This is a genomic window from Bradyrhizobium sp. MI1.7, assembly GCF_055811795.1.
On the sequence record NZ_JBVVPO010000007.1, the window covers coordinates 42771 to 53653 of the forward strand.

The 10883-nt window shown below is 64.9% G+C and carries 14 protein-coding genes and 1 pseudogene; 9 read left to right on the top strand and 6 right to left on the bottom strand.

Annotation, left to right across the window (positions count from 1 at the left end):
- Positions 1 to 12 precede the first annotated feature (12 nt).
- Complete coding sequence (locus AC0L3X_RS09670; protein ID WP_166353223.1) at positions 13 to 1209, top strand: hypothetical protein; 1197 nt, start codon at positions 13 to 15, stop codon at positions 1207 to 1209.
- Positions 1210 to 1337: 128 nt separating this feature from the next.
- Here AC0L3X_RS09670 and AC0L3X_RS09675 read toward each other — a convergent pair whose 3' ends face one another.
- The gene (locus AC0L3X_RS09675) at positions 1338 to 1547 is read right to left on the bottom strand and encodes a hypothetical protein (protein ID WP_085405563.1); all 210 of its coding nucleotides are present in this window, start codon (positions 1545 to 1547) and stop codon (positions 1338 to 1340) included.
- A 100-nt stretch (positions 1548 to 1647) separates the two neighbouring features.
- Positions 1648 to 1986 carry a membrane protein insertion efficiency factor YidD gene (gene yidD / locus AC0L3X_RS09680; RefSeq protein WP_085405345.1) on the bottom strand — a complete coding sequence of 113 codons (339 nt, stop codon included), beginning with the start codon at positions 1984 to 1986 and terminating at the stop codon, positions 1648 to 1650.
- A gap of 248 nt (positions 1987 to 2234) precedes the next feature.
- On the opposite strand from yidD, the gene AC0L3X_RS09685 reads away from it, so the two are divergent.
- Complete coding sequence (locus AC0L3X_RS09685) at positions 2235 to 3131, top strand: COG3904 family protein (protein ID WP_166342395.1); 897 nt, start codon at positions 2235 to 2237, stop codon at positions 3129 to 3131.
- A gap of 112 nt (positions 3132 to 3243) precedes the next feature.
- On the opposite strand, the gene AC0L3X_RS09690 is transcribed toward AC0L3X_RS09685, so the two are convergent.
- Complete coding sequence (locus AC0L3X_RS09690; RefSeq protein ID WP_014494348.1) at positions 3244 to 3699, bottom strand: iron-sulfur cluster assembly scaffold protein; 456 nt, start codon at positions 3697 to 3699, stop codon at positions 3244 to 3246.
- 241 nt (positions 3700 to 3940) lie between these two features.
- Between AC0L3X_RS09690 and folE the strand changes: the two genes are divergently transcribed.
- From folE to AC0L3X_RS09710, 4 genes are all read left to right on the top strand, one after another.
- A complete protein-coding gene (folE, locus tag AC0L3X_RS09695) occupies positions 3941 to 4633 on the top strand; it encodes a GTP cyclohydrolase I FolE (RefSeq protein WP_166342394.1) in 693 nt (230 codons plus the stop codon).
- 45 nt (positions 4634 to 4678) lie between these two features.
- Positions 4679 to 5101: a phosphoribosyl-AMP cyclohydrolase gene (gene hisI / locus AC0L3X_RS09700; protein ID WP_166342393.1), complete on the top strand. Its 423-nt coding sequence runs from the start codon at positions 4679 to 4681 to the stop codon at positions 5099 to 5101.
- 139 nt (positions 5102 to 5240) lie between these two features.
- On the top strand, positions 5241 to 6260 hold the full coding sequence (locus AC0L3X_RS09705) for a lytic transglycosylase domain-containing protein (protein ID WP_224517342.1): 1020 nt from the start codon (positions 5241 to 5243) through the stop codon (positions 6258 to 6260).
- 180 nt (positions 6261 to 6440) lie between these two features.
- Positions 6441 to 7616 carry a DUF2336 domain-containing protein gene (locus AC0L3X_RS09710; RefSeq protein WP_283016909.1) on the top strand — a complete coding sequence of 392 codons (1176 nt, stop codon included), beginning with the start codon at positions 6441 to 6443 and terminating at the stop codon, positions 7614 to 7616.
- Between the two features lie 176 nt (positions 7617 to 7792).
- Here the strand turns inward: AC0L3X_RS09710 and AC0L3X_RS09715 are convergent, their stop codons facing one another.
- Both AC0L3X_RS09715 and AC0L3X_RS09720 read right to left on the bottom strand, forming a co-directional pair.
- A complete protein-coding gene (locus AC0L3X_RS09715; protein ID WP_166342390.1) occupies positions 7793 to 8371 on the bottom strand; it encodes an Hpt domain-containing protein in 579 nt (192 codons plus the stop codon).
- 31 nt (positions 8372 to 8402) lie between these two features.
- A complete protein-coding gene (locus AC0L3X_RS09720) occupies positions 8403 to 8948 on the bottom strand; it encodes a response regulator (RefSeq protein WP_008549760.1) in 546 nt (181 codons plus the stop codon).
- Positions 8949 to 9120: 172 nt separating this feature from the next.
- Here AC0L3X_RS09720 and AC0L3X_RS09725 point away from each other — a divergent pair, with 172 nt between their 5' ends.
- From AC0L3X_RS09725 to AC0L3X_RS09735, 3 genes are read left to right on the top strand one after another with little or no spacing between them, the layout of a single operon-like run.
- Positions 9121 to 9684: a DUF2975 domain-containing protein gene (locus AC0L3X_RS09725; RefSeq protein ID WP_166342389.1), complete on the top strand. Its 564-nt coding sequence runs from the start codon at positions 9121 to 9123 to the stop codon at positions 9682 to 9684.
- A gap of 2 nt (positions 9685 to 9686) precedes the next feature.
- On the top strand, positions 9687 to 9941 hold the full coding sequence (locus tag AC0L3X_RS09730) for a helix-turn-helix domain-containing protein (protein ID WP_049807677.1): 255 nt from the start codon (positions 9687 to 9689) through the stop codon (positions 9939 to 9941).
- A 34-nt stretch (positions 9942 to 9975) separates the two neighbouring features.
- Positions 9976 to 10560 (top strand): hypothetical protein, encoded by a 585-nt coding sequence (locus AC0L3X_RS09735; protein ID WP_283016907.1) that lies wholly within the window; start codon positions 9976 to 9978, stop codon positions 10558 to 10560.
- A 13-nt stretch (positions 10561 to 10573) separates the two neighbouring features.
- On the opposite strand, the pseudogene ppnK reads toward AC0L3X_RS09735, so the two are convergent.
- A pseudogene (gene ppnK, locus AC0L3X_RS09740) lies at positions 10574 to 10883 on the bottom strand (NAD kinase); the annotation flags it as partial.

The following is a 10883-nucleotide window of genomic DNA, read 5'->3' on the forward strand; positions in this document are numbered from 1 at the left end:
ATGTTTCGACCCATGAGAATTGCGGCCGTCGCTCTTGCCCTGCTGGCCGCGGCCGTCTCGTCTGCACGTGCCGCCGACGTCACCTTCGATGATACCGCGCGCTTTCTCGCGGGCATGCAGCCTTCGCCGGACTCGCCGCTGGTGCCGCTCACCAAAGACCCGGGCTGGCAGCGCCACGCAAAATTCTTCGACGGCGCCTTCGCCCAGCTCGAGCAACGGCAGCTCTCGAAGATCCGCAATTGGGCCGACGTCAATCTGGCCGCGCCCCGGCCGACCATGTTCTACTTGTTCAGCGGCCCCGACTTCCTCTACGCCGATGCGTTCTACTCCAAGGCCAGCACCTACGTGCTCGGCGCGCTGGAGCCGGTCGGCGCGGTGCCTGACCTGACGCGGCTGCCGCGCGGCTCGGTCGGTGCCGCGCTCTACAATGTCGAGCGTTCGCTCGGCTCGATCCTGAGCTTCTCCTTCTTCATCACCAAGCACATGAAGGTCGACCTGCACGCCAACCAGGTCAACGGCACGTTGCCGATCCTCTATGTCTTCCTCGCGCGCTCCGGCAAGACCATCCGCAATGTCGAGATGATCGCGCTCGACGACAAGGGCGGGGTGCATACGGGAGGCGACAATCCGGGACGGAACGCGACGCGCGGTGTCCGCATCACCTTTGCCGGAAGCGACGGCGAGGCGCGCACGCTGTACTATTTCTCGACCGATCTCTCCAATGCCAGCGCGCGCAACACGGGATTTCTGAAATTCTGCGAGACGCTCGGGCCCGGCAACAGCCTGCTCAAGAGCGCGTCCTATCTCCTGCACAAGGGCGACTTCTCCGTCGCTCGCAACTGGCTGCTGGCCAACAGCGCGACCATCATCCAGGACGATTCCGGCATTCCGCTTGCGAACTACAATGCGCAACAGTGGCGGTTCTTCCCGTTCGGCCGCTATCTCGGACCGATCGACGAATTCCCCGGCCGCTACCAGGAGCGCTACGCCGAACTGTTCACGCGCGCCCAGCCGATCGATTTCGGCGTCGGCTATCGCTGGCGGACGCATGAATCGAACTTGCTGCTGTCGGTGAGGGTGCCGGGAAGCGAGACGGCGCCGGCTGCGGAGAACACCTCGTCCGCCGAGCCGTCGCCAAAGCCGCCGCGTCCGAAGCGGCTGCGTCCGCCCGAGTCGATCCCGCCCGGGCGCTTTTTCTGGTTTCGTTAGGTTGCCTGTTGAGGCGGGTGTCACGCGCTCCGGGCGATGACAACCAGCCGTACGAACGCGAACGCCATCTGATGATATGTCGCCAAACCCGGTGCAGATCGGTTGGTGCTCGATCTCTAACGTCCAGCCTACCAGTGCACGCTCTGGCTCGGCACGATGAAGGCCGTGGTGCTCGGCGCCGTGGCAAGGCTCGTCGCCAGATACCAGCCGGAGCCGACCACGAGCGCAAGCAGCGCAATGATGGCAATCATGTCGAGGGTTCTTGGGTCGTGATGCCCTCTGGAACCAGGATGTGGACCAAGCCTGAAGTGAAAATGAGGGCTGATTTTCCAGCGCATTCTTGTTTCCTCCCGTAGGAGCATCACAACAACGCGAGGGGGAAGTTCCGGTTCCATTCAAGGCAGCGATGCGCGAAGCGCCGCGGCGTTCCTGGTGAGATCAGGACGCGTTGACGCCGCGCCAGCGGCCGTAGCGCCAGGGTAGATACCAGTGCGCGCCTTGCGGTGCGGTGAGGGGCACGTTGTCGATTCCCGATGTGCCGAAAGGATTGCAGCGAAGCAGTCGCGCGAGCGTCATCCAGCCGCCGGCCCACAGCCCGAACCGTTCGATCGCCTCGTCGCCATAGACCGAGCAGGTCGGCAGGTGCCGGCAATTGTAGCCGACCAGCGGCGAGAGCGTGTGGCGGTAGAGCCAGATCAGTGCGCGGCCGAATCGACGCGGGAGCCGGAGCGCGCCCTCGATGGGAGTGGAACAGTGCTCGCAGGTTGAATGCTTCATGGGCGCTGTGCTGCGATCGTGAGCGAGGTATTGCGCGGTTCCGGCGCAGGGAACCGCAAGTTGTTGTTTCTGCGCCATATTTCCCGTGCTTTTTGGGAGCAGTGCAGCAAGTACCTGTGGACGATCTGTATTCCCCCGGATACCATTTTTATGACGACCGTGTGTAGAAACATACGCCCGTATGATGGACTCAGAGGGCGCTACCGAGGACTGTTGGGGAACCTTTGGGGCTTGGGGAAGGAACCAGATTGAGACTTCTGAACTCCCTCGACCGTCGCGGCTGGTTGTTGCTTGGGGCAGCCGCGCTTGGCGCCGCGCTCTTCGGAGCTGTCGCCACGACCGGCACAACGGCTCATGCCGGTGCCGCCCTCGAAGAGCGCAAGCTGCCGATGAAGTTCACCTGGGTCGCCTGCGACCCGAACTGCCGCGGCTGGGTCAGCGCGGTCGGCATCATCACCGCCGATACGCCGAGGGATTTCGAGGAGTTTTCGCGCGGACGCCAGCTTGGCGGCGCGACCGTGGTGCTCGACTCCAGCGGCGGTTCCGTCAACGACGCGATCACGCTCGGCCGGCGCTTCCGCAATCTCGGACTTTCGACCACCGTCGGCATCAGCGTTCAGAACCGCAGCGGGCAGTCGGCCCGTCCGGCGGTTGCGCCCGAAGCCTATTGCGAATCCATGTGCGTGTTCCTGCTGCTGGCCGGCAAGAAGCGCTACGTGCCGGAAGCAGCTCACGTCCGGGTCCACCAGATCTGGATGGGCGATCGTGCCGACGATGCCAAGGCGGCGAGCTACAGCGCGCAGGACCTGATGATCGTGGAGCGCGACATCGGCCGGCTCGCCAAATACACCTTCGATATGGGCGGCGCCGGCGACCTGCTCTCGCTCGCGCTCAGCGTGCCGCCGTGGGAAGATCTGCACGAACTGGATGCTGGCGAGCTGAAGCTCACCAATCTCGTGACCACCAATCTGGTGGCCGACGTGTTGCCGCATGTGGACGTCGCAGCGCCCGCGGTGGCGGAACTTGCACCGAAGACGCAGGCGAGGTTCGGCGCGGAAGCGGAACCGCAGCCCGTCAAATCGACCAAGACGGCGGAAGCCTTGGTGCCGACCGGTGCAGCGCAAAGCGCAGGCTCGCAAAAGTAGGATTTCCCTGATCGTCATTCCGGGGCGTTCGCAAAGCGACGAAGCCGGAATTCAGATATCGTAGCGCGACCGGGTTCGCGCAGGCGCAGGCGTCGGAATGACCTCGACCAAATCAGCCCTGCGCCGCGGCCGGCTGCTTGGCTTTCGCCTCGATCTGGCCGATGGCATCGACCACGGCATCGAAGGTCAGCAGGGTCGAGGCGTGGCGCGCCTTGTAGTCGCGGACCGGCTCGAGGAACTTGATCTCTTCCCATTTGCCTTCAGGAGGCGCGCCGTTCTCCTTGAGCATCTTGCGAACGGTTTCGCGTAACTCGCGGAGTTCGCTCGCGGTCGAGCCGACGACGCGACTTGCCATGATGGATGAAGAGGCTTGTCCGAGGGCACAGGCCTTCACGTCATGGGCGAAGTCGGTGACCTTGTCGCCCTCCATCTTGAGGTCGATCTTCACGGTCGAGCCGCACAATTTGGAGTGGGCGGTGGCGGTGGCGTCGGGGTCCGGCAGCCGTCCGAGGCGTGGAATATTCCCGGCCAGTTCGATGATCCGCTTGTTATAGATGTCGTTCAGCATGTGATGGAGTCCAACACTTCCGCACCGGATCGGCCTTGGCGGGCGCCGTCCACGGTCCTATATAGGGTCGGAACTGGCGGAAAAACAGTCCAGTGGTGCGGCGGCAGCGGTCCAGATCTGCGCTGCCCGCGTGATGACCCAAGGGCCTTTTTCGTCAAAACTGTTCTCTTCAGGCGTCCGGCGGCTTGCCGCCCCGTCTGCCGGTGACACTCCGGCCGTGAGGCCGTCGAACGGAGTAGACATGGACGCTGCGATCACATCCATCCGCCCGGGCAAGCCCTCCGACCGCCAGCCCGAGAGCCGCCCGGCTGAGCTCGACCCTGCCGAATTCCTCGCGGCCGCCGTCCGCGCCGACCAGCCGCGCCCCGCGCGCGCAGAGGCGGAAGCAGCGGTGAAGACGCTGCTCGCCTATATCGGCGAGAACACCGCGCGCGAAGGTTTGCTCGACACGCCGCGCCGTGTGGTCGAGGCCTTCGACGAACTCTATCAGGGCTACCACCAGTGCCCGGCCGAGGTGCTCGACCGCACGTTCGGCGAGACGGCCGGCTATGACGACTTCGTGCTGGTGCGCGACATCGAGTTCACCTCGCAGTGCGAGCATCACATGATGCCGTTCTACGGCAAGGCGCACATCGCCTATACGCCGGTGGAACGCGTCGTCGGCCTGTCGAAGCTTGCGCGCCTGACCGACATCTTCGCCCGCAGGCTCCAGACCCAGGAGCACATGACGGCGCAGATCGCGGCGGCCATCGACGAGATCCTCAAGCCCCGCGGCGTTGCCGTGCTGATCGAGGCCGAGCATACCTGCATGTCGGTGCGCGGCGTTGCCAAGCATGGTGCCTCGACCTTCACCAGCCGCTTCACAGGCATGTTCCGTGACAATCCGGCGGAGCAAGCCCGTTTCCTGTCCCTGGTGCGAGGCACGACGCGCTGACCTCGCGAAGGTCTATGTCCGCGTCATGCGCTAGCGAGGACGCCCGTGTCCGCTCACTCCCATGAGATCGAGGAAGGCCTCGCTTTCCTGCCGAAGTTCGACGCCGCCGGCCTCGTGACCTGCGTGGCGACCGACGCCGCCACCGGTGACGTGCTCATGGTCGCGCACATGAACGACGAGGCGCTGCGCAAGACGATTGCGACCGGCGAGGCCTGGTACTTCAGCCGATCGCGCAATGCCTTGTGGCGAAAAGGTGAGACGTCGGGGCAGACCCAGCGCGTGGTCGAGATCCGCACCGATTGCGACCAGGACGCGGTCTGGATCCGTGTCGAGCAGATCGGCGCGGCCTGCCACACCGGCCGCCGGTCCTGCTTTTACCGCAAGGTCGAGGCCGAAGGCGGCGGCGCCAAGCTGGTCTTCATTGATGCGGACAGGTTGTTCGATCCGGACGCCGTCTACAAGAAATAGCCGGCCGTCACCCCGAATTCGGGCCGCAATGACGGGGAGGGGCAGATTAACCCCGCATTAACCATACCTGTCCCACGGTGAGACGACAGGCGCCGAATTGCCGGCGTCGCTCAACGCCGCACGGGGCGGGCACTCCATCATGTCGGTCGACAATTCCAGTGCCTCTCAGACGACGGGTCTCGATCCGTCGCGGGCACGCGTCGCCGGCGCAATCAAGCAGGTCTCCAACCGGACGGGCGTCAGCTTCCAGTACATGCTGACCACCGCCAAGATGGAATCGGATTTCGATCCGACGGCGGGAGCCACCACGTCGTCCGCGCACGGGCTCTACCAGTTCATCGACCAGACCTGGCTGGGTACGGTGAAGGAGGCGGGCACCCAGCTCGGCTATGGCAATTATTCCGACGCCATCACCAGGACATCGTCGGGCAGCTACGCGGTCGATGATCCCGCCATGAAGCGGTCGATCATGAAGCTGCGCGACGATCCGGACGCCGCCTCCAACATGGCCGCGGCGCTGACGCAGTCGAACAGTTTCAAGCTGACCGGACTGCTCGGCCGCAGGCCGTCTGACAGCGAACTCTACATGGCGCATTTCATGGGTGTCGGCGGCGCCGCAAAGCTGATCGCCAATGCCGAGGACAATCCGCAAGCGGTCGGTGCGCGGCTGTTTCCTAACGCGGCCTCCGCAAACCGCTCGATCTTCTACGCCAGGGACGGCCGCGCCCGCAGCGTCTCCGAGGTCTATTCGGTGCTCGACTCGCGCTACGCCAACGCGGCGAATTCGAAAGCGACCCGCAGCGCAATGGCGATGTATGGCGAATCGCCATCCACGACGCAGGTCGCAAGTGCCAACGGCGTGCAGCCCACCGCGCCTGTCATCGACAACGCCGCCTATCTGCAGACCTTTCCGGAGGCGCGCGGCGTGACGCCGGTGAGTGCGACGTCGTCGTCAACGGCTGCGGACAACACGCCGATCACACCCGCATTCCGCTCGATCTATCAGCCCGGCGATACCACGCAGCCGGTTTCGACCACGGTGCAGAAATTGTGGGGCAACAACGCCTCGCTTGCTTCGATCGCATCGGCGACGCCTGACGTGCGCCCGCCGCAACCGCTCGATCTATTCAGCGATCGCAGCGGTACGTTCTCGAGCTGATCGTCGCGCGAATAACCCGCTCTCGTGTCCCGGACGCGTGGCAGGCGCCTTTGTTCCCTTAACAAAACGTCAATAAAACCAGCCAGTTATGGTGAACGCTTTGTTAAGCGTCGTGGTTTATTTTGTGTTGCAGGTGACAAGCCGTCACCGTTTTCGTTTGTTGTGTAAGCCGGAAGCAGCATGATTGTTCGGCAGTTCATCAATTGGATCAGGACGGCGCCCGCCGGCGAGCGGGCCGAGGCGACGCGGGCATTGGCCCGGGCCTGGCTGATCTCAGACCTTTCCCATGACGACCGTATCGCGGCCGAAGGCGCGCTCCTGATGCTGCTCGACGATCCCTCGCCGCTGGTGCGGCAGGCGATGGCCGAGGCCTTTGCGCGCAGCACGGATGCGCCGGCATCGATCGTGCGGGCGCTGTCGGCGGACCAGCCGACCGTCGCGCTGCCCGTGCTCGAACATTCTCCGCTTCTGATCGACGCCGATCTCGTCGACATCGTCGCAACCGGCAATGACGAGGTGCAATGCGCGGTCGCCCGCCGTATCGCGTTGCCGGTATCGGTCTGCGCCGCCATTGCCGAAGTCGGCTGCGCGGCGGCAGCCCTCGAGCTGATCGAAAATCCCCACGCCGAGCTCGCGCCGTTCTCCTGGAATCGCATCGTCGAGCGCCACGGCCATCTCGCCGCGATCCGCGAGGCGATGCTGGTGCTGGAGGATCTGCCGGCCGCGACGCGCGCCGCTCTGGTGGCCAAGCTCTCCGAGACCCTTGCGCAATTCGTCGTGGCGCGGAACTGGCTGAGCGCCGATCGTGCCGAGCGCATCACGGTCGAGGCGCGCGATCGCTCCACCATGAACATCGCGGCGCGGTCGCGCGGCGAGGATATGCAGGGCCTGGTGCATCATCTGCGCGTCACCGGCCAGCTCACCGCGGGCCTGATCTTGCGTGCGCTGCTGTCGAGCAATCTCGATTTGTTCGATGCCGCGCTCGCCGAGCTCGCCGACCTGCCGCTGGCACGCGTCTGCGCGCTGCTGCACGACCGTGGCGGCAACAGCCTGCACGCGCTACTCCGCCGCGCCGGACTTCCCGAGGCGACCTTCGCGGCGTTCCAGGTCGCGCTCGATGCCTGCCACGAGCAAGGTTTTGTCGATACTGACGACGGCGCGGCGCGGCTGCGCCGGCGCATGGTCGAGCGCGTGCTCACCCATTGCGAGACCGACCGTGGCGCCACCGAACCGCTGATGGTCCTGCTCCGCCGCTTCGCCACGGAATCCGCGCGCGAAGAGGCAAGGCTGTTCTGCGACGAGCTCGTCGCGGATGACGCGCTCGATCCCGTGTATGACGATTTGATCGCGGCGTAGCGAGACGCCGTAGGGTGGCCAAAGGCGCGTAGCGCCGTGCCCACCATTGATCCGCACGGCTTATATTAGTAGGTGGGCACGCTTCCGCCTTCGCTCTTCGAGCTACGGCGGACGAGTCGCTTTGCCCACCCTACGACACTTGCATTCGCAATAACGAGAGGAGAGAGCGGGAGCCGCTACTCCGCCGGCGCGATGCTCGGTGCCAAAATCACCTCGAGATGCTCGGGGCGGTCGCGGTTGGCGTGGGCGAGGTAGTCGTCGGCGACCTTGCGCAGTCGGCGGCTGAGCTCGGCGGAGACGCTGATGCTGTCGAGCTTGGTGTTTTCATGCACGATGGCGAGGATGGCGTTGATGTGGTGCGTGAACAGCTCGGCCGGCACCTTGTCGAGATCGGGCGCGTGCTCGATGACGCGGCACAGGCTCTCCGCAACTCCCGCCGCCGCCGGATAGCCGAACGTCGCAGCGTCGCCCTTGATGTCGTGCGCGGCGCGGAACAGCTCGTCACGCCGCTCCTTGGTGAAGCCCTCATGGCGAACAGCGACGTAAGCGGCCGACAGACGATTGACCTCGGTCGTCATCCAGTCCTTGAACTCACTGGAGAGGCCCGCGAGCGCCCGCTCGGCGCGGGCGACCGGATCGTCCAGGTCCTTTTCTTCGACCCGGCGCAGAACCTTGCGCAGCGGATTGGGCTGCGTGATCACTTGGTGCGTGGCGAAGGCCGTGACCTCGATGTCCTTTGCGCCGTTCTTCGCCATGATGTCTGCCCCGATCGCGTGAGACGTTGCGCTAGATGGAGGAACGAGCCTTGTCGAGCAGCGAGGGTTGCTGGAGCACCTCGTGCTTTTCGCCGACGCGGCGCTCGGGGCCCATATAGGCGGAGTTGGTGTTGCGGCGCCGGTCCGGACCGAAATAGGTCTTGGTCTTGATGAAGGGCCGGGGATTGGCGACGACGTTGAGGATACGCTGGTAAAGGCCCTTGGCGGAGATCGGCTTGGCCAGGAATTCGGTGACGCCGGCATCGCGCGCGACCGTGACGCGGCGTTTCTCGGAATGACCGGTCAGCATGATGATCGGCGCGTAAGGATTGCCCTTGGATTCCGGCTGCCGGATCATCTGCGCGAGCTCGAGCCCGTCGAAGATCGGCATCGCCCAGTCGGTGATGACGATGTCGGGCACGTAATGGCTGTACATTTCCAGCGCGGTGGCGCCGTCCTCGGCCTCGTAAACCTCGCGCGCGCCGAAGGAGTGCAGCAGCGTCCGCAGGATGCGGCGCATGTGCGGATTGTCGTCGCAGACGAGGAAGCGCAGCTTGTTGAAATCGATGCGGAACATGACGCCTGGGCCGGAGCGGTCAACTTTCGTTAACCATATCGCGGCGGGGGTTAAGGAAGGGTTGCTGTCGGCATTTCGCGGAGTACGTGACGAGGGAAGGGTTTAATATCGTAATTCTGCCATTTTTTATTGTAAAACGATAAAAATATACAATTAAATGGGAGCTGGTCCGATGAGCGTCGTCGCGTTTCCTTTTCCTGCGCCGGTCGAGCCGCGGTTGCGGCGCATCGGACGGATCGTGGCCGTCGGCGCGCTCCTGTGCGTCGCCGGCGCCGTGCTTGCGGTGCCGCTGCTCTGGTCGAGCGACGAGATGCTCCGGCACTGGATCGCGACCCAATCCCCGCTGGGGGCACGGCCCTTCACACTCAACCTCAGTACGCGCCTCGCCGGCGCCCTGATCAGCCTGATCGGACTTGCGCCTGTCCTCTACGCTCTGTTGCAGCTCTCGATGCTGTTCTCCCGTTTCGCGCGCGGCGAGGTCTTCGTGACCGAGAACGCCTGGCGCATCCGCCGGATGGGCCTCGCGCTGATCGTCAACGCGCTGATGTCGCCGCTGGTGCAGATGCTCACCACGCTCAACCTGACGCGGGCCAACCAGCCGGGCCAGCTCGTGGTCATGTTCGGGATCGAGCAGTCGCATGTGCTGTCGGTGCTGAGTGGCCTCGCGCTCGTCGCCTTCGCGACCGTGATGGCCGATGCCGTTCGCATGTGGCACGAGAACAGCGAGATCATCTGACCATGCCGATCATCGTCAACCTCGACGTCATGCTCGCCAGGCGCAAGATCAGGTCGCGCGAGCTTGCCGCGCGCATCGAGCTCACGGAGGCGAACGTCTCCCTGCTGAAGTCGGGCAAGGTGCGCGGCATCCGCTTCGACACGCTCGAGCGGATCTGCGCCGTGCTCGACTGCCAGCCCGGTGATATCCTGGAATATGTCCCTGACAGCGCGGACGACGCGTTGGAGCCGCGCGGGGCCGGCCGGAAATCGGCCTAGCCAATCCTTCAAGTCCAGATTGGAGATGCCTGCGATGAACCGCCTGGCGCGTGTTCTTGCGAGCGCGGCTGCGCTCATGCTTGCCGGTTGCAGCTCGGTGCCGCTGACATCGATCCCGCCGCTTGCCCGCATCGATGCCAGGACGACGGATCTGTCGATGCTGCGCGTCGCCGTGCAGTTGCCTGACGCGCTGCGGCCACGTTCGGGCGGCGTCAAGCTCGACGTCGTCACCAAAGTGGCCGGCGAGGCCGAGACCAGGACGAGCTTCGCCATGATGGAGATGAGCGACCCGCGAGATCGCGTCAGCCTGCCTGCGCCGCCGCGGGGCTCCTCAACCTACGCCTATCGCTTGTCGCCGGGCGATGCTGCGCGCTTCGAAGCGCTGCGTGCATCGATGGTCGAGCAGGGGAAGCAAGGCAAACGCGGGTCGATGGGGCTCGGCGTCGGAGCCAGGGAATTCTGTCGCGCGAACGCGGCGCCGCAGGGATCGCTGGCTGTCACGATCTATCTGATGACGTCGGAGACGAAGAGCTTCGTTCCCGTCGTCAGGGATTTCGATCTGCTCGCGGATCCCGCAATGGCGGGCGGCCTGGAATCGATTCAGCCTTGCGGCCAGTGATCCGCATTGGCGCTCAATAGCCGAACTGCTCGCGCAGGATGCGTTCTTCCAGGCTGTGGCCGGGGTCGAACAGCATGCGCATCGAGATGGTCTTGTCGGACAGCACCTCGACGCGGCGGACGTCGCGCACCTCGTCATGGTCGGCCACCGCCGCCACCGGCCGCTTGTCGCCCTCCAGCACCTCGATCACGACGTAAGCCGTATTGGGCAGGAGCGCGCCCCCCCCCCCGCGCCGGCGGGAGGCGCGGATAGGCCGGACCCCCCCCCCCCCCGCGGGGAGACGCCGGAAGGGGGCCTGCGCGGGGAGAATGTTGGCGGGGGGG

Excerpts from the sequence above, each read along its gene's own strand:
- AC0L3X_RS09720 (WP_008549760.1), bottom strand. The coding sequence starts at position 8,948 with ATGTTCCGCATCGATTTCAACAAGCTGCGCTTCCTCGTCTGCGACGAC.
- AC0L3X_RS09725 (WP_166342389.1), top strand. The coding sequence starts at position 9,121 with ATGAGCGTCGTCGCGTTTCCTTTTCCTGCGCCGGTCGAGCCGCGGTTG.
- AC0L3X_RS09715 (WP_166342390.1), bottom strand. The coding sequence starts at position 8,371 with ATGGCGAAGAACGGCGCAAAGGACATCGAGGTCACGGCCTTCGCCACG.
- AC0L3X_RS09690 (WP_014494348.1), bottom strand. The coding sequence starts at position 3,699 with ATGCTGAACGACATCTATAACAAGCGGATCATCGAACTGGCCGGGAAT.
- AC0L3X_RS09670 (WP_166353223.1), top strand. The coding sequence starts at position 13 with ATGAGAATTGCGGCCGTCGCTCTTGCCCTGCTGGCCGCGGCCGTCTCG.
- AC0L3X_RS09730 (WP_049807677.1), top strand. The coding sequence starts at position 9,687 with ATGCCGATCATCGTCAACCTCGACGTCATGCTCGCCAGGCGCAAGATC.
- AC0L3X_RS09675 (WP_085405563.1), bottom strand. The coding sequence starts at position 1,547 with ATGCGCTGGAAAATCAGCCCTCATTTTCACTTCAGGCTTGGTCCACAT.
- yidD (WP_085405345.1), bottom strand. The coding sequence starts at position 1,986 with ATGAAGCATTCAACCTGCGAGCACTGTTCCACTCCCATCGAGGGCGCG.
- folE (WP_166342394.1), top strand. The coding sequence starts at position 3,941 with ATGGACGCTGCGATCACATCCATCCGCCCGGGCAAGCCCTCCGACCGC.
- AC0L3X_RS09705 (WP_224517342.1), top strand. The coding sequence starts at position 5,241 with ATGTCGGTCGACAATTCCAGTGCCTCTCAGACGACGGGTCTCGATCCG.
- AC0L3X_RS09735 (WP_283016907.1), top strand. The coding sequence starts at position 9,976 with ATGAACCGCCTGGCGCGTGTTCTTGCGAGCGCGGCTGCGCTCATGCTT.
- AC0L3X_RS09710 (WP_283016909.1), top strand. The coding sequence starts at position 6,441 with ATGATTGTTCGGCAGTTCATCAATTGGATCAGGACGGCGCCCGCCGGC.